The 21864-nt window shown below is 44.0% G+C and carries 27 protein-coding genes and 1 pseudogene; 10 read left to right on the forward strand and 18 right to left on the reverse strand.

The genetic code is table 11. The annotated features are described in order from the left end of the window. Positions 1 to 11: 11 nt before the first annotated feature. The 7 genes from ACFE90_RS01380 to ACFE90_RS01410 form a co-directional block, all read right to left on the reverse strand. Positions 12 to 2648 carry a VapE domain-containing protein gene (locus tag ACFE90_RS01380; RefSeq protein ID WP_375497061.1) on the reverse strand — a complete coding sequence of 879 codons (2637 nt, stop codon included), beginning with the start codon at positions 2646 to 2648 and terminating at the stop codon, positions 12 to 14. 128 nt (positions 2649 to 2776) lie between these two features. Then, a complete protein-coding gene (locus tag ACFE90_RS01385) occupies positions 2777 to 3115 on the reverse strand; it encodes a hypothetical protein (RefSeq protein ID WP_375497063.1) in 339 nt (112 codons plus the stop codon). Beyond that, positions 3112 to 3393 carry a hypothetical protein gene (locus ACFE90_RS01390; protein WP_375497065.1) on the reverse strand — a complete coding sequence of 94 codons (282 nt, stop codon included), beginning with the start codon at positions 3391 to 3393 and terminating at the stop codon, positions 3112 to 3114. Before ACFE90_RS01390 ends, ACFE90_RS01385 begins: the two co-directional genes overlap by 4 nt. Continuing rightward, complete coding sequence (locus ACFE90_RS01395) at positions 3390 to 3608, reverse strand: hypothetical protein (RefSeq protein ID WP_375497067.1); 219 nt, start codon at positions 3606 to 3608, stop codon at positions 3390 to 3392. The genes ACFE90_RS01390 and ACFE90_RS01395 overlap by 4 nt, the downstream gene beginning before the upstream one ends. Further along, positions 3609 to 4037, reverse strand: a complete 429-nt coding sequence (locus ACFE90_RS01400; RefSeq protein ID WP_375497069.1) for a hypothetical protein — start codon at positions 4035 to 4037, stop codon at positions 3609 to 3611. It abuts the gene before it with no gap. 1 nt (position 4038) lies between these two features. Beyond that, the gene (locus ACFE90_RS01405) at positions 4039 to 4272 is read right to left on the reverse strand and encodes a hypothetical protein (protein WP_375497071.1); all 234 of its coding nucleotides are present in this window, start codon (positions 4270 to 4272) and stop codon (positions 4039 to 4041) included. An 85-nt stretch (positions 4273 to 4357) separates the two neighbouring features. Beyond that, positions 4358 to 4837, reverse strand: a complete 480-nt coding sequence (locus ACFE90_RS01410; RefSeq protein WP_375497073.1) for a hypothetical protein — start codon at positions 4835 to 4837, stop codon at positions 4358 to 4360. Positions 4838 to 5151: 314 nt separating this feature from the next. Here ACFE90_RS01410 and ACFE90_RS01415 point away from each other — a divergent pair, with 314 nt between their 5' ends. From ACFE90_RS01415 to ACFE90_RS01455, 9 genes are all read left to right on the forward strand, one after another. Further along, positions 5152 to 5406 (forward strand): helix-turn-helix domain-containing protein, encoded by a 255-nt coding sequence (locus tag ACFE90_RS01415; protein ID WP_375497075.1) that lies wholly within the window; start codon positions 5152 to 5154, stop codon positions 5404 to 5406. 443 nt (positions 5407 to 5849) lie between these two features. Further along, positions 5850 to 6194, forward strand: a complete 345-nt coding sequence (locus tag ACFE90_RS01420) for a hypothetical protein (RefSeq protein ID WP_375497077.1) — start codon at positions 5850 to 5852, stop codon at positions 6192 to 6194. Between the two features lie 105 nt (positions 6195 to 6299). Continuing rightward, positions 6300 to 6668: a hypothetical protein gene (locus ACFE90_RS01425; RefSeq protein WP_375497079.1), complete on the forward strand. Its 369-nt coding sequence runs from the start codon at positions 6300 to 6302 to the stop codon at positions 6666 to 6668. Between the two features lie 10 nt (positions 6669 to 6678). Then, the gene (locus ACFE90_RS01430; RefSeq protein ID WP_375497081.1) at positions 6679 to 6852 is read left to right on the forward strand and encodes a hypothetical protein; all 174 of its coding nucleotides are present in this window, start codon (positions 6679 to 6681) and stop codon (positions 6850 to 6852) included. A gap of 397 nt (positions 6853 to 7249) precedes the next feature. Beyond that, a complete protein-coding gene (locus tag ACFE90_RS01435) occupies positions 7250 to 7612 on the forward strand; it encodes a hypothetical protein (RefSeq protein WP_375497083.1) in 363 nt (120 codons plus the stop codon). Next, on the forward strand, positions 7609 to 7833 hold the full coding sequence (locus ACFE90_RS01440; protein WP_375497085.1) for a hypothetical protein: 225 nt from the start codon (positions 7609 to 7611) through the stop codon (positions 7831 to 7833). The genes ACFE90_RS01435 and ACFE90_RS01440 overlap by 4 nt, the downstream gene beginning before the upstream one ends. A 1-nt stretch (position 7834) precedes the next feature. After that, on the forward strand, positions 7835 to 9082 hold the full coding sequence (locus ACFE90_RS01445) for a hypothetical protein (protein ID WP_375497087.1): 1248 nt from the start codon (positions 7835 to 7837) through the stop codon (positions 9080 to 9082). Between the two features lie 254 nt (positions 9083 to 9336). Then, complete coding sequence (locus tag ACFE90_RS01450; protein WP_375497089.1) at positions 9337 to 9690, forward strand: hypothetical protein; 354 nt, start codon at positions 9337 to 9339, stop codon at positions 9688 to 9690. Beyond that, a complete protein-coding gene (locus ACFE90_RS01455) occupies positions 9687 to 10883 on the forward strand; it encodes a tyrosine-type recombinase/integrase (protein ID WP_375497091.1) in 1197 nt (398 codons plus the stop codon). The genes ACFE90_RS01450 and ACFE90_RS01455 overlap by 4 nt, the downstream gene beginning before the upstream one ends. A gap of 77 nt (positions 10884 to 10960) precedes the next feature. Here the strand turns inward: ACFE90_RS01455 and mnmE are convergent, their stop codons facing one another. After that, a complete protein-coding gene (gene mnmE, locus ACFE90_RS01460; protein WP_375497093.1) occupies positions 10961 to 12355 on the reverse strand; it encodes a tRNA uridine-5-carboxymethylaminomethyl(34) synthesis GTPase MnmE in 1395 nt (464 codons plus the stop codon). Between the two features lie 206 nt (positions 12356 to 12561). Here mnmE and ACFE90_RS01465 point away from each other — a divergent pair, with 206 nt between their 5' ends. Continuing rightward, positions 12562 to 12762: a hypothetical protein gene (locus tag ACFE90_RS01465; RefSeq protein WP_375497095.1), complete on the forward strand. Its 201-nt coding sequence runs from the start codon at positions 12562 to 12564 to the stop codon at positions 12760 to 12762. Positions 12763 to 12800: 38 nt separating this feature from the next. Here ACFE90_RS01465 and ACFE90_RS01470 read toward each other — a convergent pair whose 3' ends face one another. From ACFE90_RS01470 to ACFE90_RS01515, 10 genes and pseudogenes are all read right to left on the reverse strand, one after another. Next, positions 12801 to 13499, reverse strand: a complete 699-nt coding sequence (locus ACFE90_RS01470; RefSeq protein WP_375497097.1) for a Uma2 family endonuclease — start codon at positions 13497 to 13499, stop codon at positions 12801 to 12803. A gap of 58 nt (positions 13500 to 13557) precedes the next feature. Then, entirely contained in the window at positions 13558 to 14124 is a 567-nt protein-coding gene (locus ACFE90_RS01475) for a GNAT family N-acetyltransferase (protein ID WP_375497099.1), read from the reverse strand. A 27-nt stretch (positions 14125 to 14151) separates the two neighbouring features. Next, entirely contained in the window at positions 14152 to 15780 is a 1629-nt protein-coding gene (locus ACFE90_RS01480) for a mucoidy inhibitor MuiA family protein (RefSeq protein ID WP_375497101.1), read from the reverse strand. 102 nt (positions 15781 to 15882) lie between these two features. Then, the gene (locus ACFE90_RS01485) at positions 15883 to 16824 is read right to left on the reverse strand and encodes a LysR substrate-binding domain-containing protein (protein WP_375497103.1); all 942 of its coding nucleotides are present in this window, start codon (positions 16822 to 16824) and stop codon (positions 15883 to 15885) included. Between the two features lie 247 nt (positions 16825 to 17071). Continuing rightward, positions 17072 to 17860, reverse strand: coding sequence for a BMC domain-containing protein (locus ACFE90_RS01490; protein WP_375497105.1), 789 nt, complete (start codon positions 17858 to 17860; stop codon positions 17072 to 17074). A 57-nt stretch (positions 17861 to 17917) separates the two neighbouring features. After that, positions 17918 to 18700, reverse strand: coding sequence for a transferase (locus tag ACFE90_RS01495; RefSeq protein ID WP_375497107.1), 783 nt, complete (start codon positions 18698 to 18700; stop codon positions 17918 to 17920). Between the two features lie 190 nt (positions 18701 to 18890). Next, positions 18891 to 19190 (reverse strand): ribulose bisphosphate carboxylase small subunit, encoded by a 300-nt coding sequence (locus ACFE90_RS01500; protein WP_375497109.1) that lies wholly within the window; start codon positions 19188 to 19190, stop codon positions 18891 to 18893. 54 nt (positions 19191 to 19244) lie between these two features. Beyond that, positions 19245 to 20903: pseudogene (locus tag ACFE90_RS01505) on the reverse strand (ribulose bisphosphate carboxylase small subunit); the annotation flags it as partial. A gap of 100 nt (positions 20904 to 21003) precedes the next feature. Further along, on the reverse strand, positions 21004 to 21306 hold the full coding sequence (locus tag ACFE90_RS01510; RefSeq protein ID WP_109011817.1) for a EutN/CcmL family microcompartment protein: 303 nt from the start codon (positions 21304 to 21306) through the stop codon (positions 21004 to 21006). 6 nt (positions 21307 to 21312) lie between these two features. After that, a complete protein-coding gene (locus ACFE90_RS01515; RefSeq protein WP_039748664.1) occupies positions 21313 to 21657 on the reverse strand; it encodes a carbon dioxide-concentrating mechanism protein CcmK in 345 nt (114 codons plus the stop codon). Positions 21658 to 21864 lie beyond the last annotated feature (207 nt).

A 21864-nucleotide genomic window follows, 5' to 3' on the forward strand; every position in this document is an offset into this window, starting at 1 on the left:
TCGCATTTCATTCACTGATTCTTCGGCTTACTTAGCTGGTTTGCTCGGACGTAATCGAAGCGCCCAGAAGAGAACTCAACCTGCCACTTCCCTTGCCAGCGTCCGACGATTTTTACCAGTTCCCCACCGTACATAGCATCTCTGTTTACTTGAGGCTGCCACGGCTTTTGTTTTTCAAGCCATTCTTTAGCTATTTTGTTAGCGCATTCTTCAAAAAGTCCTTGTTGAGTTAGCCCTACTCCGTTAATAGTGCCTTTTTCCCCAGTAGGAAAAATCCAAGTCATGGAGCATTCGTAACCAATAAGGGTCTTAGCTTTAGTCAAAATCCTTGCTTCTGGCTTGGCAGTGCATACTATGTCTCCAAGGTGGGTCTTGATATGGAGAGTAAGAACCGTGGGGTCTATTAGCCAGAAATTAAAATCTTTTTTGGAACTAATGGTATTAGGTTTTTCGGTTGCTTCATGTTGCACACTATTTTTTTCAGGAAAAGTTTGGAAAATAGGTGGATCACGTGGATCACGTGGATCAACCTTGCTATGACTGGGTTCTAGATGATCCACCTCCGTTGTGGTAGGTGGATCAAGTGGATCACTGAGTTGGTTAATAGTTGAAAAAGACACCTTATCTTTCTCTACGTGATCCACGTGATCCACCTCCGTTTCTGTACGTGGATCATACTCAAAGTCTTGCTCTGTCTGGCTTGATCCACTTGATCCACGTGATCCACCTATTTTCTCAACTTTCCTGATCCAAGTTTGTAATGCGTGACCATCTACCCACTTTCTCTGTTTGCACCAGCCATTTATCTTCATAATGGATGCGACCCTTTTCTGGGACATCATGTCTTGGCGACCTGTCTCTATACCCAATGCGGTAAATAAAATGTCATAGGTTGTTACCCAATCACGCGCCCGGACGAATGACACTACTTTTTCTTCCCACGGATCAGAGGTTTGGTAGTCCTTGTTGGCTTCGGCTTGCAGGGCAGACTCTGCACGAGTTAGCCACCACTGATGCCCCATTTGGTAAAGCTGGTTGGCCGCAGCCCAAATTAAATCTCGTTCGCGGATCAATTCCTCTATGGGGATTTCTTTAAGGACTGGGACGACAAAAAATCGGCGGCTGCCTGTGGGGTCATTGAGCAATTCTTGCTCGTTTGAGGTGGCGACTAACAGGCAAGCTCTAGGATGCTCTTTGATTTCTCTGTCGTAGGGAATCCGAAATGGATCAACGGTGTTGCTCAAAAATTTTTTGAAGGAGCTAACGTCTTTCTTCTTATATATGTGTTCGATTTCTGCCAGTTCAATTCCCCAGAAGTAGTGAAGCTTCATTAACTCATCCTTTTCGCTACTATCACTCAGTTCGTCTGTAAACCAGTCCGCGCCAAACAGTTCTTTCCAAAAGGTGCTTTTCCTTAGTCCCTGATCGCCAACTAAGACACAAATATCTTCAGCTTTCTCGCCTGGTCGTCTGGCTCTGGAAACTGCGGCGATGAGTGATTTTTTGATGTAAGTGTTGTGTAGAGGGTCGTTAGTGCCAAAGTATCTGAAGGCTAGGTTGTCCAAAATTGACAAGTCTGGACTAGGAAATCGGGCTTCAAGCTCATCGAGATATTCTACTACTGGGTTGTAAGCGCTTTTCTTAGCAATTGACATAACTATTGAGTGAGCATCGTCTTTTGAGATATCTATGTCGAATTCTAGTGCGATGTAGAGTTTTAATAGGTCTAAGTCCATTCGATAATTGTCTTGCTCAACATATTTTTTGAGGGTGTTTAATCGAATGGAATCACCCCATCCTTGGCTGATGATTTTGTGGGCGCGAGACATCCTAGATTTTCTCTCTTCATCGTCGAATTCGATTTCCTGAGCTTTTCGCTTTTCATCCAATTCTTTTTTCCACTCTTCGATAGTGGAGGCTTCATCGATTAGCTTTTTAAATTCATCACCACCCTTGGTAGCAATAAAGTCATCCATCCCTTTTAGCTCAATAGATGGCAGTGTGATAATCATCACTTTGGAACCAGTTGCAGATAAATCACGAGCTAACGATATCAGTGCATATTGAACTGGACGTTTATCGATGATGTCAGCATCAAATGCTAGGTAAAAAGTCCGACCAAATCCCGCGAATGCTTCCAACCAGTAATGTAATCTGCCATTTTTTCTACAGGTGGTAACACCAGGAAGACTGATAGTAGGAATACCCAGAGTTAGCCCCGCGCCTGCTTTTTTAGCACCTTCAGTGATAATAACTGGTTTACTTTTATCTTCTATGATTGTTTCCCAAAAGTTCTCAATACCTGTATTCAAAAATAATGGTGCTGTGTTGGCTCCTGTTGCACCTATGTATTTTTGAAGTTTACCTTTTTTATCGGATGGGGGTGCATCTGGTTTGACTTGAACGCCTTCTAGTGTGTTCTCTCCAGTCAATGGGTCAACTCCAGAAACACACCATGCAGGTACTAGGTGGTCAGAATGCTTACGACGGCTTTTTGTGTTTCGATTTAAAATTCTATCGAGTTCTCTAGAATCTTCGATTGTTCGGAAGTTAAGGTCAATTATTGTATCAGAAATAGCACTAGATTTGAACTCTTTCCAGTGGCGTTCTAGCACGCCGCTTACAACACTAAGGGTAGATAAAATCATTGTTCTATCCCCCAAATAATGTTAAGATGGTTGGCAGAAAGAGAAGATTCCCTAATCTTCCTTTGAAAGTATTTATTCATACATAAAATCCTTTTTGGCTCTAGTTAATAACTGGGGTCTTTTTCTTTTTAAAAAGGTTTGATCGCAATTTCAAGGCAGCTATTAACCCACTGGTTAATATCGCTGACGCTAGAAAGTGAGTTGGCTGATTCCCGCAGCCCTGCTAGCTCATCAGGGAATCCTCCGGTGGTATCCCAGCAAGGGGCGTTGATGTAATGCTGGCAGTATTCAGCCATAAGGCTGATTTCGTCGGGGGTAAGCTGCTGGGAATTAAAGTATTTGGAAATTGCACGGGGCAATTCTCCTGATGTCTCGTCTTGCCAGTTCAGAGGTAAGCCCAGAGGTGGGCGGTAAATATTAGGTATTCGCTTGTGCTGGTAAATAGTTACTCTGATTTCATCGGTCATTGGCGATGACTCCTCAGTACTTGACACTCGGCTTTTATCCCAGCAATCAGTTCTGAGTCTGTTTCAAGCAAGCTCGGCAGCCCGTCTAAGATTGCGGCTGTCATGGTGATCGCTTCATGCCGTTTTAATTCTGGGTCTAAGGTTTGGACGTAATCGACAAATTTATTTAGATTGCGGCAGGCAACCTCTGTGGCACCATTTATCGCTGGGTCAATGATCGCAATCAGATCGCCACAAGCCGCGATCGCAGCTTTTATCTGTTCTTCTGGTGTACTCATTGGTTATTAGATGTTGGGGAATCGGTCAGTTGCAGGTAAAGCAGAAAGTTATCTAGCTCATCCTCGGTCAGTAGAAGGCGCGATCGCACTCCGTAATATTTCATCAAATGCTCTCGACCCTGTTCTGTTGTCCAGCCCAATCGCTGCATTTCGGCATCTGTCTTATTCACGAGGTCAAGAAAGTTTGGGTATGGTTCGTATGGTTTGATATTCATTTAGAAGCCATCCACTATTTCTGCTTCGGAATGGGACTCTTCTTCAACCTTTACGGCTGCAAGTAGGTTGTTAAATTGCGGCATTGGTGGTGCGTCGGGCTTGATGCCCTGCGTCCTCAAGAATTCGGCTGTAGCGTTCCATTCGGTGTGAGCTTTTTCGAGCCTTTTCTCAACTGCCCAGCATTGCTCTTGTAGGTTCCTTCGGTGGGAGTAAAGTTCGTCAGCTTTTGCTCCAACAACTTTTATGGCTTGGTTTCTTAACTCAGAAACTACTGATTCAACTGTGTCTTCTTCTTCAAGCTCAACCGTGAAACCAATTCTTTCATTTGAGTAATCACCAATGGAAATTAGGAAGTGAGCGTGAATTTGTTTAATTTTCATTTGTTTATTGGGTATTGGGTATTGGTCATTGGGTAATTGCGATCGCACTTCAAATTACAGGGCAGAGGGTGAAGTCAACGTAATACTCTCGCCCTAAGATGAATTTCTCCGTTGCCTGTGGGTTGGTGATTTCGAGCGTTATATTACCGGCTGGTGTTGCTTGCCAGAAAGTTAGGTTTTCTTCACTGGGTGGGTTGCTGGTTACTGGGGTGAGGATAACTGTTGCTGTCTGGGTTTCGTGGTTGAGAGTATTTTGCTGACAGGTGAATTTAGCTCTGATCATTGGTTTTATTTCTTGGTGGTCAATAAAAAAGGCGGCTGTCCTTGGTGCTGATCAGCCGCCGCTAAACTTCAAAGAAGAGAGTTAGCTAACGCCGATCGCGTTCCAAGTCGTAAATTACTTTTTCTAGATACCAACCGTATTGTTTACCTGGGCAAGTCTCTATTTGTTGCATTAATAGACGATGGGCTGCGGTGTCATCTCCTTGCAGCATTCCCCGAAGTCGTGAATACATTTCGGAATCTCTGATTTTGATTTTGTCAATGGTCTGCTCCAAGTTGTAAATTACTTTTTCTAAATACCAGTTATCGTGTTTGCCGGGAAATACTCGTCTCTGTTCCAGAAGTAATTTCTTGGCGGTAGAAACATCGCCTTGCAACATTTGCAAGAGTTGAGCTTGTAGTTCGCGATTCCTGGGGTCGGTGAGATAAGTATTGGAGTATTTTTGTTGTTTTTGGAGAGAGGATTGAGCTTTACGGTCTTGATCTTCTTTGGCGCAACGATAATAATAAAGCGCCATCAACAAGCTACATAGTGCTTGGACAATGTAATAGGCTAAAGTTTCCATAGTGAATTGAGTTGGTTCTCAGTCCACCATGCGGGTATTCTCCAGTTGAAAGCATCGGAGGATACCCGTATTTTTGTTTATTTTTGCTTGTTTGTCCGGTCATAACATTTTTTACTCGTTTTACTAATTGGTGCGGTTAAATACGCCAATCGTCAATGTATAAGCAGCTTACTGAACTGTGATATCGCCGTCTTTAGTTGGTTGTGAGATCCTAAATAATGAGCGGTGATGTTGACCGCTCATGTTGTTTATGGAGTTGCGCTTTTATCAATAGGTTTTTAAAACCGCTTGATTTAAGCTCTTGTTATGATAATATGACTGTAGACCAGAAAAGGCAACATCTGCCACCTAAATCAGTGTTAAAAGCGCTTAGAGAAAATGCAGGTTTGTCACAGGAACAGCTTGCTGTCTACCTTGGCATCGCCGTTTCCACTCTCAGACGATGGGAGAACGAGGGGATGGAACCTTCAATGACTAAAAAACAATGGCAAACTTTCTGCCAACTCATTGGCGTACCGTTTGATGCTCTGCCTCAGAGTTTAGCTACTCCTGCTGAAGCTACTGCCTAAGTAAAAGTAAGAAAGTTAACGGTAGACCAAAGACTAATCAGGGCGTAAGCCCTGAAATATTGTCATGAAAATATTCCACCCCAAACCAGGCAGAGATAGCAGCCTGCCAGCACTGAGCAAATACCAAAGACCTGCTAGGCGGAATAGACAACGGACAACTGACAACTGCATTCACCCATAAGTCGTAGCGTCGCGGGGTTAGCAGTACTTAGATTCCATCCATGCTAAATGTATCAATTGACAACTGTATTCACCCATAAGTCGTAGCGATCGCGGGGTTAGCAGTTCCAAGTAAAAAGGCGATGCCCTCTACAAAGCGATCGCCAGGATCAAATTTCAATTAAGGAGATTTTAGCAATATCAACAGCAATTAAAAATCCAGAGCAAGATGCCCTGGATATCCTAAATCGATCGGCAAATAAATAACTTTGAAAGAGTACAGCATGAATGTAACAGAAATTAATCGTCTAGACATCATCAGCCACATTGAGCAGAACTTTAACCGCACTCAAGCCACTGGACTAAACTGCTTAATCTTCCTAGCACTGCGAGAACAGTCTACCATCGCTTACCAGAAGAAAGAATGGGGTTTTGAGGACATACCCGAACAAATCATTGTTTGGTGCGATTCTCTTGATGAAGGTGAACGCTTTGAACTCGGAGCCGATATTGCAGCCTTTTTACTGGACGAAATTATCACGGCTGCGGTCGAGCCAACAAACGCTCAAATTACTGCTATGCAAGCCATTGAGGCAAAAGTCAACACCCCACTGTTGAGCGACTATTAACCCACGATCAAGGCACATGTCACCCACTTATGAGGCACACATCACCCACATGTCACCCACTTATAAGGCACACATCACCCACTATCGAGGCACACGTCACCCACTATGACCGACCAACAGACCACAGATCGAGCCACTACTAACGGCAAATCAGCCACATACACTGAACCTAAAGCCAGGAAGCCGAGAGAGTGGAAAGAAATGTCAACAGATCCACTCTCCGAGGGTTTTGAAGTTCATCAAGCTGAGTACGTAGTTGGAAAAACTCAAGTAGGCTTCGATACTTTAGCTCCCGGACAACTGTTTTCTCGATCCAAAAGCGGTAAAAGCCTTTATGTGAAACTCAACGACGGACGCGCGGTTTGTCTTGATACCCGTCAGCCCATAGAAGTCAGTCCGCAAAAGCGAAAAACTTGGCAGATATGGCTAGTAACTAATTTCAATTCAACCACTGCATCAAAAGTTGATTACTAGGAAGAAAGACATGATTAACGAACCAGATTATTCAGATCCCACTTACTGGGAATCACTGGGGATTAAGCCGATCGTCATCGACCCCGAATCCGAAGAAAGCGTTAGCGCAGGTTTTGAAGAAATTACGCAACGCATTCGAGAAGCAGTTTCTGAGATCCAGGAAACAGATGATGCCGATTTTTAAAAGCGATCGCCATCCGCACAGGTACGCGATCGCCCATGAGATTAGTCTGCGCCGCTACGAAAACTAAACATCACCCAGTATTATGACAGAAGACATCAACAAATCCTACGTCCAGCGTCAAGTTAGCCGAGCAAACACTACAAAGAGTGAAGCCGAGAGAAAGAACTGTCTCTACCGTGCCGGGACGCAGATGGAAGTCATTCCCTGCTCAGGCAACGACAATCTCACGCCTGAGCAACAACAAAAAGTATTGGATGCAGCCAACAGGCTGCTAGGGGGGTAAAGGTGAGTCAAATAAGCATTCTTATTTGCATCATTGGCGCTCTAGTAATTGCAATCGTCGCACTATGCAAACAGGAGAGTAACCGTCCCTTTTACCTCAAAATCGAGGTGCAGTATGGCAGATGAGCAAAAAATTGTCGTTGAGGTTCCGAGCGATCAGGGTCATTACTCGCCACTCCCCACTCCCCAATTATCCAAGTTGGAGGAATTCAGGAAAGGATGGGTGAGTGCGATCGCGCTGCCAGACAATCTGCCAGATTTGGCTTACACCCTTGCTTCTACAGTAGCGATTCCCGCTTTGTTGAGTAGCTGTTGGGTAAATCTCCCCATGCCTGGTTTTATCCGCTTGGGAGTATTGGGAATTTTAGCGCTCGCTGGAATTTTCACACTTTACTTACGGCAAGCCGTGCCAGAGGTTAGGGATATTTTGCTGCTACGCGTGGGGTTAGTTGCAGTAGGAGTCTTGTTAGGAATATGACAACCTACAAAATCAAATATTGGGATAACGAGGGACAGGGGACTACCTTAATTGATTCGCCTATTGAGTTGGACGCAGACGAAGCAGCCAATTTAATACAGGAGCAATTACTAGAAAACGGAATTAAGACTAGTACAGTGCAAGTGGAAGAATTTAGAGAAGTCAAAAATCCTTTGGATCTCCTGGTAGCAAACATCCAAAGATTGGGATTCGGGGGTTAAGATGAGCAGTGATTTACACCCATCACAGTTACACCAACACTTGCAGATGTACGCCTGCGCTAAGTGGTCATTCTGGGGTAGTCTAACTGTCAGCTGTGGCTTATTATTCCTAGGTGCGACTCAAAAACCAGAGTCTAAACCGTGGATACTGGGCGCGTCTGTTGGCGTTCTTGAAGTCGGTCGCAGACATCGCCAAATAGCCAAATTGCTCGAAGAATCGCTAGGGGACATAGACCGAGCGTCGCGGGTCAACTTCCAAGCGTGGTCCCGTGCCAATACCCAACCCACAGCACAGTTGGCTGTCACCGTTGGCGCTCTTGATGCCAACTGGAAACCAGAGAACTTAATCACTGATCCAGTTGAGTACATCCAGAAAAAACAAAAACACGTTGCTTTGGTCGGTGGCACGGGCGACGGGAAGTCAACCTTTACCCAGTATCTATCCTCTAAGGTTGGCGGGCGAGTTGTTGTCTATGATTCCGATGCCAAGCCCGACGATTGGGCATGGCTGGATCAAGCTGATGTCATTGGTAGAAAAGGAAATTTTAAAGCCATTGACACCGCAATGGGTAAAGATTTAGAAATCCTTGAAGACCTAGTTCAGCTTAGGGGTGAAGGGGGAGATAACGCGATTGCCGGTCGTGAGAGATTCCTAATTGCTGAGGAATTCCCAATTTTAGTAGATGAGTGTGATAATTCTACCCCCTGGATAAAACGCCATGCCAAACGGGGCAGGCGATATAAACAGTTCATTTGTGCCTTGGCCCAAAATGACACAGCTGAGAATTTTGGCTTGCAAGGTGACAAAGACACCCTCTACAGCTGCTTTTGTCTGGTGCGTTTGGGACAGTTCGGGCGTGATTACGCCAGGACTAAACTCAAAGATCCTCAACTAGAGCAATGGCTTAAAGCTGGTGGTAAAAGGCGATTCATGGTCGATGACTGCCCTTGTGAGCTTGACCTGAGCAACTGGGGAACTGGAGCGACGGTGCAGGCGGAAAACTCCGGCGGGGGAGACAAGGTGCAATCGCAACCTACAGCCATGAACGAGTACGAGCAATTTATCCTTGACTGGGGTCAACAGCACCCAGGCGAGATTTTGAAGGCCGCTGCACTCAGTCGGGCCACGCGGCTATTCGATGGTATGCAGCCGGATGAGGTGCGGATCATCTTCGCTTCTATGGCTGATAGGGGATTGGGGGAAGTCGAAGGAAATGGCGATCGATTGGGCTGGAGGTGGTACTCGTAATGTCTACAGTTTGCCTACAGTCCGTCTACAGGCTGTAGGCAACGCTTTAGGGGTAAATTACAGCTTGAATAGGTAGTAGTTGAATGGAAGTGCGATCGCTCAATTCATAGCCGTTAACTATTCATAAGTGCGTCTACACCGTCTACAATTTTTTAGCCCCAAAAATTCGGCTGTAGACGCTAAAAACAGTCCCCAGAGCGGGTTTTAGCGACTGTAGACAAAAGTTTTTGGGGTTAAAAAATTTCAAAAAAGATATGAAAAAGACTGCTAAGTACTCAAAAGCCTGTCAAATATTAACCTTTCCCCACCAGCAGCAAGAAGAACTTTACTCTGAACTAAACCGATTGGGCTGGTACTGGCAAGCTGGGAAGAAAAAATGGGAAAGGGATGATACCCCAGCCAAAGAAGCAACTAAATTAATCAGAATTCGGGTATGGGCTGCTAAAGAGATGGTGGAGGATGCAGCAGAATTATTTGTAGAAAATGCCGAAAGCAATGGGCTGAGACTACTAGAGAAATCTGCACCTTACCCTTGCCGACCACCTAACCAACTAGAAAGCAGAGTCTATCTAACCTTTGAAGATATTCATAAAACTGAAGAATCGTGACTGAAGATAAGTGGATCAACTCTGATGCTCGAACAAAAAATTTAGTTATTCGCTTCTGCGTAAAAGGATTTACCAAACAATTTTTTCTCAGCACTGGGTTAAAGGATACTAAACGCAACCGGGAGATTGTCAGATCCAAAAGGGACGCGATCGCAAATGATATCGCGCTTGAACGGTTTGATTGGACACTGGAAAGGTATCGTTTTAGAGCGTCTGGAGAAATTCCGAAGGTAGCGGCGGCAATCGCTCCTCAACCAACATACAAATACAACATATTAGAGCTTTGGAATAAGTTCACCGACTACCAAGAAACGCAGATTGAGCAAACGACCATCCTAAATCGCTATGTTCGTGTACTTCACTATACAAAGCAACTTCCCACCCATTCACTAGAAGATGCGGTGAAGGTTAGAGATTGGCTGTTAAAGAACACCACGCGAAAAATGGCTTGGATACTGATCAACCATTACAGTCAATGTTGCGAATGGGCTGTCAACTCAAGACTGATAACTGATAATCCTTTTGAGCAATTAAAAACTAAAGAACCTAAAAAAAAATCTGTCGGTGAAGACCGTCGAGCGTTCACCCTAGATCAGAGGGATTTAATTATCAAAGCATTTGAGAATCACTCCAAATATTCTCATTATTCATCATTGATCAAATTTATGTTTTGGGCAGGGTGTCGCCCAGGTGAGGCTTTTGCTCTCACCTGGGCAGACATCTCAGATGATTGTTGCAAAATTAGCATTAATAAATCACGTAATTTGTACCGGATATTAAAAAGTACGAAAAACGGAGTTAAGAGAATATTTCCAACTACTCCAGGGTCTAAACTTCAAAAATTACTACTTGAGATAAGACCGTCTCAATGTGATCTCAACACTTTAATTTTCACGGATGAGTCAGGCAGTCCGTTATCTTCTGCTGTGCTGCACAAAGCCTGGAAAGGGGTGAGATATAAATCCGGTGGACGCGAATACATCTATCAGGGAGTTGTCAGTGAATTGGTAGAAAACGGAAGCTTACCTTTTTACCTAAAATTCTATGCCACGCGCCACACCTTTGCTACGTGGGCAATTACTCAAGGCGTTTCTCCCGATAAAGTCGCCAAGTGGATCGGGGACAGGGTAGAAACCGTACTGCGCTATTACTGCCATCCCCAGGTCGTAGAGGCAGACTGCCCAGACTTTTAGTTGCTACCGAAATGCTACTAGAAAAATTGTTATGAATCCTTGGAGTATTGGCTGTGATATGGCTTAATCTAGATAGATTACTTTCCAATACAAAATTTGCTAAAAATCCTATCTAAAACTGATTCTGTAACCTCTTCTCCGGTAATTTCTCCTAGTGCTTGAATCGCACCCCGTAAGTCAATTGTCCAGAAATCAAGAGGTAACTGCTGGGCAATTGTTACTTGTACTTGTTCCAAAGAAATTTTCGCTTGAGTTAAGGCTGCTGCTTGCCTTTGGTTGATGGCTAAATCCATATCAGCAGCTTGGACTTTTCCCGATTTAACTATCTCTAAAATTGCTGTTTCTAAAGCATCAATGCCTTGATTTTGGGCTGCTGCTGTGACAATTTTAGATTTTAGATTTGGAATTTGAGATTGAATATTTTTGCTTTTACTTTCTTCTATTAAATCGATTTTGTTAATAACTAGAATTAATGGACGGTGTTGCACCTGCTCATAAATTTCTTGATCGCCTTCCGTCCAACCTGCTGAAGCGTCAATGGTAAGCAAGACTAAATCAGCTGCATTTGCAGCCCGACGCGATCGCTCGACACCAATTTTTTCCACTTGGTCTGTTGTTTCCCGAATCCCTGCTGTATCTAGCACTTGTACAGGAATTCCCCCGACAACTAACTGTGATTCCACCACATCGCGGGTTGTACCGGGTAAGTCAGTCACAATGGCGCGATCGCTCTGGCTCCAAGCGTTCAATAAGCTCGACTTACCCACATTCGGACGCCCTACAATTGCCACTTTTAAACCTGTGCGTAGCAACTCACCTTTATCTTTGGTTGCCAATAACCTGGTAATTTCTGCGGCAATTTTCTCAATTTCTGATATTATGACTTTATCATCCAACGGAGGAAGGTCTTCCTCAAAATCAATTCGAGCTTCGATTTCTGCCAAGATATCTAAACAGTTGGCGCGTAACTGCCGGATCGGATTAGCTAATTTTCCCTGCAAACCAGCTAAGGCAGTTTGGGCAGCTTGAGGCGATCGCGCTCCCACTAAATCAGCAATACCTTCGGCTTGAGTTAGATCCAATCGTCCATTCAAAAAGGCGCGGAGAGTAAATTCTCCAGGTTGCGCTAGTCTTGCACCGTTTTCTAAACACAGTTGTAATACCTGTTGCACTGCCATAATTCCCCCGTGGCAATGGAATTCTACTACATCTTCACGGGTGTAAGAACGGGGTGCTTTCATAATCAGCAACAGGGCTTCATCTACCAGTTGTTGCGTCTGGGGATGGCGAATGTAACCGTAGAGAATCTGGTGACTTTGCCAAACTTGCCGCCCTGGTGCGTGAAAGAGAGTTTGGGCTAGAGCCATTGCTTGGGAACCGGACACCCGCACAATACCAACACTACCCTGCTGGGGGACAACAGCAGTGGCGATCGCAGCGATAGTTCCAGTAGTAGCAAAAACTTCTGACATGAGCGCCCTTGATAAGAGTGAGAAGTTAGGAGTCAAAATCATAACTCATAACTGATAACTTTCTAAATGGTAGGTATTTAGACTAATGGGATGGTAACTGGCAAGGTAAAATTTACCTGGAGGGTAATGCCTGATAGTAAAGAGTTAGGAGTGAAAATTATAACTCACAACTTATAACTCATAACTTTTAAAGAGAGGAATTTACTGTGGAGCAAAAGATTAATTGCGCTGTAGCCTGTGTTAACGGGTGTGTTTTAGGGGATAACTGCCCCAATATCGAGTTTAGAGAGGCCGCTGCAAAATTTATTGAAGAGACTCCCTTAGACCAAATGTTGGAGTTGGCACAAGAACGTCTGCGGAAAAAAATGACGGAACCACCAAAATGGGTTTTTCCTGAAGATCCATAGCATTCGTGCCAACAGGCACAAGCAAGATAGCGCAAAGGTTAAATAGTATCTGGATCTATATTTAATTCTCGCAGTTTTGCTGCCAAGCGATCGCTACGTTGCTTCTCTTGGTCAGCGCGTTGCTTTTCTTGTTCAGCCTGTTGTGCAACTTCTTCCGGTGTCGGAACTAGTTCTCCTTCAGGCGTGAAAAAGCGTAACTTTTCTTGAGAAACCCCTAAATATAAACCTAGCTGTTGACTCCACAACCAGCCTTGGGGATTGGGTTCCAGTGGTTGATATTCACCATCAAGCAAATGAAACCCTGTAAATTCTAAGGTTTCTGGGTCAAACCAGAAGTAATCTGGTGTGCGAAAGATATCTTGGTAAATTTGTTTTTTTAGGCCCTTGTCAGTATCGCCTGTGCTATCTGAGAGAATTTCTATAATTAGATTGGGATATTTGCCATCTTCTTCCCAAACAACCCAGCTTTTACGGGGTTTGCGTTCAGTCCCTAGTACTACAAAAAAATCTGGCCCTCGGAAGTTTTCTGATTTGCGCTGGCGTGGACTGTAGTAGATGGTGAGATTACCCGATGCATAAAAGTCATTACGATTTTGCCACAGCCACTCTAAGCATTGAATCAGCAGTGTCATTTGTAGCCGATGTAAGTCAGTTTCCAAAGACGGTTCGTCACTATATAAATCCCCTGGCGGAAATATAACATCTTTTGGGGTTGCTAAATCTTGGGCGACAGACATGGCGGCAAGTGTCTCAGTGCTATAAGTTTAGCGTAGCAGTGAGGAGTGTAGACGCTATCTATAAAAACCGTTCGATGATGATCTCGTCCACATACGTTCCTCTGATTTTAGCCTGTCTTTGCGCCGTCCCAATTATGTGAAAACCACGTTGGAGATAGCTAGCTAACGCCCCTGCGTTATCGGCGCGAACGTAGGTTAATATTTTTTCGTATCCCTTGCTGCGAGCTGTTTCAAAGGTAGCCTCGAATAGACTCTTACCAATACCTTGTCGTTGGTACAAAAGATCCACGTATGTTCCGATGATTCCCACATGGTCAAACGCATGTGTAAAGGACGCAAATGGTTCCATACTTTGAAACCCAACGAGCATTTGCTCTGGAAAGCGCACAGCAACATGGAACACCCCACGCTGGGGAAAATTCAATATATACTCCCGTTCGGCATCAACTGTGAGCGGTGTATCAAACGCAGTGTACACACCAGCTTCGATAATGGGGTTTAGAATGTTAACAATCGCCGCAGCATCATTCGGTTGTGCTTCTCGAACCAACAGCTTCATTTCCTGTTTTATCCAAATGTGATTGGTTTTGCTGGCATTTACACCCAATTTAGGAGATTTTGACAAAATTGACGCATAATACTAACTTCATTTTTAAATATCTAACCCAACAACCATTAACTCAGGCGGATGTTCAACAATGAACTGGTAATATACCTCTCGTCGCTCCTGGGGTGGAAGAGTTAACTGCCATTCTAAAATCCCCATTTCACCAAGTTGAATTTGTGGGTTGCTGCGATTGAGACGCACTTTAATTTGCTCGTTCCGACTAACGGGCAATTGTTCAGTTAGTTTTAGATTTACTTCTTTGTCTAATAAGTTAGTAATGAACAATCGATAACTATAAATAATCCGGCGCTGGTTGCTAATCAATCTTTTGTCTACCAGACGTTCAACTAAATCGCGCTCAATTTTAAAACCTTCATCAATCCCTAAGTTCAGTTTAAACTCTTGCCCAGGTGCTATATTTTCTAACTGAGTTGTCCCAATAAAAACATTGTCGCGGAAAATATTTGCTTTGCCTGGTAACAGAGTCGCACCGTTGGGATTATTTTTTACATTAGCTTGCAGATAAGCAAAACTTACTAAGCGTGGCATTGCCACATAATCGAAGCTACAAAGATAATCATCATTGAAAATTGTAGTTTTATGAGGTGCGCCGTCACTAGGAATGTTACCGCCACTATTTAATTTAAAGGTAACTACACTCCCTTCTTTGGATACTTCTGCTGTAACGGTTTCTGCTGGGATAAGACTATCCTCTATAACTTCGTCTTGTTCTTGCCAATCTGCTCTGGCAGCAGAAGCAGGCGGCTCTGCTATAGGAGGTAGCAGTGGTGGCTGGGCAGAAAATCGTCGTTGTCGTAACAGTTGTGGACGTGGAGCATCAATATACCAGGGTTCAAGTTTGGGTGGGAGTGTACCTAATCCCGGTTTAGCGGTAGAAAGGGTGAGATTTGCACCAATCCAATCTTCGCCGGTGCTTTGAGTGATTTCTGCAAGGTAACTCAAATGGACAATATCGCTGGTGGTGCTAAAGCGCAAGTCGTATAGCGGAGTCCAACTGGCACGATTCACCAAATATGATATTTCTAGCTCAAACTTGCCTTCACCTGCAACTTCAACTCCTACAACTAAGCTAAAACTCTCTTTAGGATGGGGTGTTTGGATTATGTGCAATGAGGTGTGGAGTGCTTGCAGTTGTTTGTCTAATTCCTGCTGTTGAGTTTTGCACTCTCCAGAAGCGATCGCATACTCACTATACTGGCTTCCGAGAAAGTTCAAAAAATCCAAAGTTTCGCTAAGGCTGAGATTTTTTCGAGACAAACTCTGTGCAAAGGGTTCCTCTGTTTTTTCACGCAACCCGTTGATAAAACTAGACTGCAATGCTAAAGCATCGATTTGGGCTTGCAGGTGGCGTTTTTCTGTTTCTAGTTGCTGAATTTGCCTTGTTAAATGTGCGACTCGCTCCGCTACAGGTTCAGTGGTGTAGATGCGATCGCTACTTACTCCCACTAAACGCACACCTACCGTACCTGTACCACTAACCCTGACGGACTCAGTTTCCATCTCTGGCACTGGGGTAATTACTAATTCCTGTTCAATTCCTGTTAAATCAACTACACCCCGCCGTGTAACCAATGCTCTGTCAGCATACACGGTAACAGCTACAATCTCGCTTTGTACTGTTTTGCGCCAAGACGGTATTTCCGGGTTAACCACTGCTAGTTTCCCCTCATTTTTAATGGTTTTGCTGGTTAATTGTCAATGCTTCCTGGTCTAGCTGTCAACCCCTTGAGGTAATTCGTAATTACAAATTACGAATTATCCGTGAGTTGGTTCAAGCGTACTAGAAGCAGTATCAACCTTTTGCTCTACAAAATTCTTTGCCGCAGCCAGAAGATATTCATAATAGGCACGAGCAACGATCGATAGCTGCTTGCCAGATGGGTAAACCATATACCAATTTCGGTGAATGGGGAAATGTTGTACATCTAAAATGCTAAACTCTGAGGCGTCTAATAGTAAGGTATGACGCGATAAAACAGAAATTCCTAAACCACCTGCGATCGCTTGTTTAATTGCTTCGTTACTTCCCAATTCTAGCTTGACTTTTACTGTCACCCCTTGTTCTTCAAATAGACTTTGGACGGCGCGACGAGTTCCTGAACCTGGTTCTCGCATAATAAAAGGTTCGTTAGACAGGCGTTGAATCGGAATATTTTTTTCCTTGGATAACGGATGATTAACTGGTGCAAAGACTATCAAAGGGTTTTCTAAAAATGGTTCACAAGTCACATCCATATTGTCTGGAACTTGGCTCATAATATATAAGTCGTCCAGATTATTACTCATCCGTTCCAAGATTTGTTCGTGATTTGTTACTTGCAGAGAGATATCAATCCCTGGATAAAGTTGGCAAAACGGCCCTAACAAACGTGGGATAAAATATTTTGCTGTTGTAATCACCGCCAAACGTAATTGTCCCTGTTTTAGCCCTTTTAAATCTGCTACCTTCATTTCATACTGGGCTATATTTTCAAAAATCTGCCGACAAGTAGCAAATAATTCTCGTCCTGCCTCGGTGAGATACAACCGCTTCCCCACTTGCTCAAATAATGGCAATCCTACCGATTTTGTGAGTTGCTTAATCTGCATCGAAACGGTAGGTTGAGTGAGAAACAATTCCTCAGCAGCGCGAGTAAAGCTACTGTGCCGTGCCGCCGCCTCGAATACCTTTAATTGGTGCAGCGTCGCTTGCTTCAAAGGTGGTTCTCCTGTAAATAGCTATTCATCGATATAAAACTAGATTACTAATAGATTACTAAACACTTGCAAATGCTATAGCAATGCTCATAGAAAGTTATGAGTTTTATCTATAATATATAAAACTCTATTACTTCTATTAAAACAAAGGTATTTTTTTTATGTATTTAAGAAGCTATTATCAGAACAACAAGAAAAGCGTAAGATTCCTTCCACTTCCCGATGAATGATGATTTTCCCAAATTCATCATTCATCATTCCATAATTCTTCTGCAATTTTTGTCGGTAGCTTGGTTAAATCTGGTAATCTTAGTACCTCGATTTCGGCAACTTGTTCTTTAATATTCACTGGTAAGTTTAACGGTTCCCGTTCTTCTATCCAGCAGCTTGCTAATGGCAAGGTTTGCTCCATTTCATCTAGCGGTCGGGGAATTACCATTACTGCATTTAATTCCCCAATGCGTTCTGCCTCAAACATCCCTGCTTCCACTGCTACTGCTACATTTGCTACGGAACCACGAATAATCGCTGTACACAATCCCCCACCAATTTTTTCATAAGCTGCCAAATGAACATCAGCAGCTTTAAGCATGGCATCACATGCTCCTACCATCGCTGGAAATCCTCGCGTTTCTACCAAACCAATTGCTTGATTACTCAGACGGCTGTAATTCCCCTCTTCCATCAATTTAGTAAAACGGGTTGTGATAGGAAGTACTATATCTAGGTTGGGATAAGGTCGGGGAATCACCAAGCTAGAAACCAACTGACCAAACTGTTCAGCTGTTTGAACACCAGATTCTACGGCAAGACGCACGTCAGCAATTCCACCCCGGATGATCGCAGTACAATGCCCGCCACCAATTTTTTCATACCCAATTAGGTGAACTCCTGCTGATTTCAGCATCATATCCGCCGTCCCAACTATTGCTGGAAAGCTGCGGGTAGAAACTAAACCCAAAGCAGTGTCCTGAAAGGTTTCTTGACTACTCGCTCCATGCATGGTAATTATAGACCGTTGATTAGATGTTTCCATTATGAACTTTCCCAGATAATCACAAAGCCGACAACTTACAATTAACACTTACTCAGACTAATCGTCAGAGTTTGGGTCGCTCAAGGATTGTCTATGGGGAAACAATGTAGTCAACAGTCTGTGTATGCTCCCTTGCCCATAAATTTGAGTCCCGAAACCGTTAGGGGATTCTGTGGTTAGCTGATTGGGGTCTGAGTCATGTTCTGTAGGCTCTTGGGCGGATTCTTGCAACGTAGAGTCAGCATCATTGGCGGGTTGCTCTACGAGAGGAGGCTGGGTTTCTGGAGTGGCGGGAGATTTAAAGTAAGAAATCGACTTATTTTGTTTGAAATCCACAAAAGCCGAAGCTGAGAATTTAGTTGAGGAAACTTCTTTTTCCTTACCTCCCCCTAAGCCATTTTCCTTTTCTTTTTCCGGTGCTGCGCTTGTAGAAACTGGGTTATTCGTGGATGGTTCTGGTTCCTTTGTTTGGGCTATTTGGGCAATTTGCCGACTGGTGTCTCCTAAAATCGAACCAGGTGCAATTACTTGTCCAGGATCAACTGAACAGTTAAAAACTGTTGTCGCTGCACCAATGCAAGCATTTGCTCCAATTTTGCCTTTGCCAACCATCAAAAAACCGGCTCCCAAGTTTGCGCCTGTTTCTACCTCTAGGGTTCCTTCATGGACTTGGAGAATTGCTCCCATTCCAATACAGACCCCTGGCCCAATGATGATCTTGCTGTTTACAGCCGCTTGGAGGATCACCCCAGGTGCAAGTACTGCGCTTGGATGAATAGTCACCTCACCACTAATGTAAGAATCAAAGTTATTGCTGAGGCGCAGTAGCGGCACAGACATGGAAATTTTAACCTCGGAAGCCGGAAAATAGAGAGTTAGGAGTTATAAGTGAGGAGTTAGGAGTTCATTAAAAGTGAGGAGTTATAAATTTTAAATTTAGAGTTATGAATTAACAATTTTTTTCAACTTCTAACTCCTGTACAGACGCGATTAATCGCGTCTCTACTCCTAACTCCTAACTCCTAACTTTTTAAGGTCGTTGGATAATCGTTTCTAATACCCGACGCTTGGCTTTGGGGTCAATACCAATTAGGCGCACATATTCCCCTTGGTATTCGCCAAGATGTCCTTCTACGGCTGCGATCGCTTCTCTTTCTGAGGAGGCTTGAATCTGACCGGTACTAGTCCAAGAACCAGTCCGGAACCGTCGTTGATCTACGTGTTCAAGGCTAATTTTAGAGCCGCCAGCCAATAATTGTCGGAGTTGGTCTACAACTTCACTACTCAAACGGGTACTGGTAGCTGTTGCTGTTGCTGTTGCAGAAGGCACACTGCTACTGCTAGTAAATGATTTCTGACTGCCAGAGGAGGCTACTTGATTATTTGGACGTTGGATAATCGTTTCTAATACCCGACGCTTGGCTTTGGGGTCAATACCAATTAGGCGCACATATTCCCCTTGGTATTCGCCAAGATGTCCTTCTACGGCTGCGATCGCTTCTCTTTCTGAGGAGGCTTGAATCTGACCGGTACTAGTCCAAGAACCAGTACGGAACCGTCGTTCATCTACGTGTTCAATACTAATTTTATACCCACTAGCCAATAGTTGCCGGAGTTGGTCTACCACTTCTGTACTCAAACGGTTGCTGGTAGCTGTTGCTGTAACATTAGTAGAGGTTCCACTGCTAGTAAATGATTTCTGACTACCAGAGGAGGCTACTTGACCATTTGGACGTTGGATTATGCTCTCTAATACGCGCCGTTTGGCTTTGGTATCAATGCCTATTAAACGCACATACTCGCCTTGATGGCTTTCTATACATTCTTCTAAGCCGGAAATTACTTGATTTATGGAAGTTGCTTCAATTGGCTTGCAGCTAGTCCAGGAACCAGTACGGAAACGGCGCTCGTCTACGTGTTCCATGCCAATTTTGTAACCACCTGCCAAAAGTTGGCGGATTTGCTCTACAGTTTCGCTATTGACTTTGCCACTGCTAGAGCCGTTACCATTACTGCTGTAGCTACTGCTGTAGCTGCCATTGCTATGACTACTAGCTGGAGCCTTAAAATTGGTAGCTGGTTTAAAATCACCATCCGGGCGTTGGATGATGCTCTCTAATACACGTCGTCTATCTTTGTCAATACCAAACAGGCGGACATACTCGCCGCTATGCTCTCTGACACAGCTTTCTAATGCTGCGATCGCTTCACCAATGGATCTCGGTTCAATTGGTTGGCAACTAGTCCAAGAACCCGTGCGGAACCGTCTTTGGTCTACGTGTTCTGTACCAATCTTATACCCTTGTTCCAATAGATAGCGCAACTGCTCTATTGTTTCTCCACCCAAGCTATTGCTCGACACTTCACTACTCCTTTCTAGCTCTAAAACAGTAACACCATTACCCTTGTAAGATTTAGTGTTCTCATCCCGAATTGGTGCAATACATTTGCTATCCGCAGCACAAAGATAACCAGCTCGCAGCGCCTGATTAATCCCAACCACATGATGAGCAAAGTCCTTATCCTGATCTTGCACATCTGGCAAGCGGTCAGCTTGCTGCTGATTGGTAATGATCGCTCCCGAAGGTACATACTTACCTGCGGGAATTTCTACGTCTTGAATCAAAGTGTGCATCATCACGATGCAACCTGCACCCACCCTGGCATTAAACACCGTAGACCGAAAGCCAATGAAGGAATTATCCCCTACATAAGCTGGGCCGTGAATTAGAGCCATGTGGGTAATGCAACTGTTTTTACCTACCCACACCGAGTATTTATTTTGATCATCGCCAATTACTCGACCTTGCTCCAATCCATGAATCACAACACCATCTTGAATATTAGTATTTTCACCAATATAAAAAGGTGTGCCTTCATCCGCTCTAATCGTAGTTCCCGGAGCAACGATTACATTTGCACCTATGCGTACATCTCCAATCAGATTGGAAAATGAATGTACAAAGGCTGTTTCATGGATTTTGGCTTCAGCTAAATTCCTCGACCACGGGGTTGGAGGTGCCGCCGTGCTACGGACTGCCATTTCGAGATTCCTCCTGTATTGTCATTTGTCATTTGTCATTTGTCCTTTGTCATTTGCCTTTTGTCGAGAGCTAATGACTAATAACCAAATGACTAATGACTTATCGATATTGATCTTTTTTGCTGTAAATTAGGCGATCTTCAACGTGAATAGTATCTATAATCGCTACTACCACTGCATCTAATGGTCGCTGTTCATTGCCAATAACTTGACGAGCGGCACTGCCACGGCTGACAAGTACCCACTCATCTACTCCTGCTCCCACAATATCTGCTGCTACCTCGTATTGTGGCAGGATGTTGCCGTCTTCATCCACTAATTGTAACAACAGTAGTTTGACACCTCGAAGACTTGGATCTTTTTGCGTGCTAACTACTGTGCCGCGAACTTTGGCGACTTGCATTACAAATTACGGTCTTCTACCGAAAGGACGAATTGCATTCACATTTTCCCGGAACTGCTCTACATCTTCGGTATAACGAATTGGTAGGACGTATTCCAAGTTTTCGTGAGGACGAGCAATGATGTGAGTAGACAGCACTTGTCCACCGTTAACTCGCTTCACTGACTCAACACCTGCACCCACCGAAGCTTGCACTTCCGACACATCACCTCGAACAATTACGGTAACTCGACCACTGCCGATTTTTTCATAGCCTACTAGAGTAACACGGGCAGCTTTCACCATTGCATCAGCAGCTTCCACTACTGCTGGAAAGCCTAGCGTTTCAACCATTCCCACTGCAATTGACATTAGATTTTAATCCCTATTTAAAGTTTTTAGCCCTGGACAAAAGAAAGCGATGCTCAAAAAGGTAAAGAGTGTTAATTACTTTGTTTAAACAGCTTTTAGGTACGGAACTGTTCCACAGCTTCTGTGTAACGTATCGGCAATACGTATTCTAGGTTTTCGTGAGGACGAGCAATAATGTGAGTGGATAACACTTCACCACCATTTACT

Origin of the sequence: uncultured Nostoc sp. (assembly GCF_964245445.1) — a bacterium.
Lineage (GTDB): Bacteria > Cyanobacteriota > Cyanobacteriia > Cyanobacteriales > Nostocaceae > Nostoc.

Coding starts and splice junctions, on each gene's coding strand:
- ACFE90_RS01380 (WP_375497061.1), bottom strand. CDS start 2,648: ATGATTTTATCTACCCTTAGTGTTGTAAGCGGCGTGCTAGAACGCCAC.
- ACFE90_RS01385 (WP_375497063.1), bottom strand. CDS start 3,115: ATGACCGATGAAATCAGAGTAACTATTTACCAGCACAAGCGAATACCT.
- ACFE90_RS01395 (WP_375497067.1), bottom strand. CDS start 3,608: ATGAATATCAAACCATACGAACCATACCCAAACTTTCTTGACCTCGTG.
- ACFE90_RS01510 (WP_109011817.1), bottom strand. CDS start 21,306: ATGCAAGTCGCCAAAGTTCGCGGCACAGTAGTTAGCACGCAAAAAGAT.
- ACFE90_RS01490 (WP_375497105.1), bottom strand. CDS start 17,860: ATGGAAACATCTAATCAACGGTCTATAATTACCATGCATGGAGCGAGT.
- ACFE90_RS01470 (WP_375497097.1), bottom strand. CDS start 13,499: ATGTCTGTCGCCCAAGATTTAGCAACCCCAAAAGATGTTATATTTCCG.
- mnmE (WP_375497093.1), bottom strand. CDS start 12,355: ATGTCAGAAGTTTTTGCTACTACTGGAACTATCGCTGCGATCGCCACT.
- ACFE90_RS01410 (WP_375497073.1), bottom strand. CDS start 4,837: ATGGAAACTTTAGCCTATTACATTGTCCAAGCACTATGTAGCTTGTTG.
- ACFE90_RS01495 (WP_375497107.1), bottom strand. CDS start 18,700: ATGTCTGTGCCGCTACTGCGCCTCAGCAATAACTTTGATTCTTACATT.
- ACFE90_RS01425 (WP_375497079.1), top strand. CDS start 6,300: ATGACCGACCAACAGACCACAGATCGAGCCACTACTAACGGCAAATCA.
- ACFE90_RS01440 (WP_375497085.1), top strand. CDS start 7,609: ATGACAACCTACAAAATCAAATATTGGGATAACGAGGGACAGGGGACT.
- ACFE90_RS01515 (WP_039748664.1), bottom strand. CDS start 21,657: ATGTCAATTGCAGTGGGAATGGTTGAAACGCTAGGCTTTCCAGCAGTA.
- ACFE90_RS01405 (WP_375497071.1), bottom strand. CDS start 4,272: ATGATCAGAGCTAAATTCACCTGTCAGCAAAATACTCTCAACCACGAA.
- ACFE90_RS01435 (WP_375497083.1), top strand. CDS start 7,250: ATGGCAGATGAGCAAAAAATTGTCGTTGAGGTTCCGAGCGATCAGGGT.
- ACFE90_RS01430 (WP_375497081.1), top strand. CDS start 6,679: ATGATTAACGAACCAGATTATTCAGATCCCACTTACTGGGAATCACTG.
- ACFE90_RS01415 (WP_375497075.1), top strand. CDS start 5,152: ATGACTGTAGACCAGAAAAGGCAACATCTGCCACCTAAATCAGTGTTA.
- ACFE90_RS01420 (WP_375497077.1), top strand. CDS start 5,850: ATGAATGTAACAGAAATTAATCGTCTAGACATCATCAGCCACATTGAG.
- ACFE90_RS01390 (WP_375497065.1), bottom strand. CDS start 3,393: ATGAGTACACCAGAAGAACAGATAAAAGCTGCGATCGCGGCTTGTGGC.
- ACFE90_RS01450 (WP_375497089.1), top strand. CDS start 9,337: ATGAAAAAGACTGCTAAGTACTCAAAAGCCTGTCAAATATTAACCTTT.
- ACFE90_RS01445 (WP_375497087.1), top strand. CDS start 7,835: ATGAGCAGTGATTTACACCCATCACAGTTACACCAACACTTGCAGATG.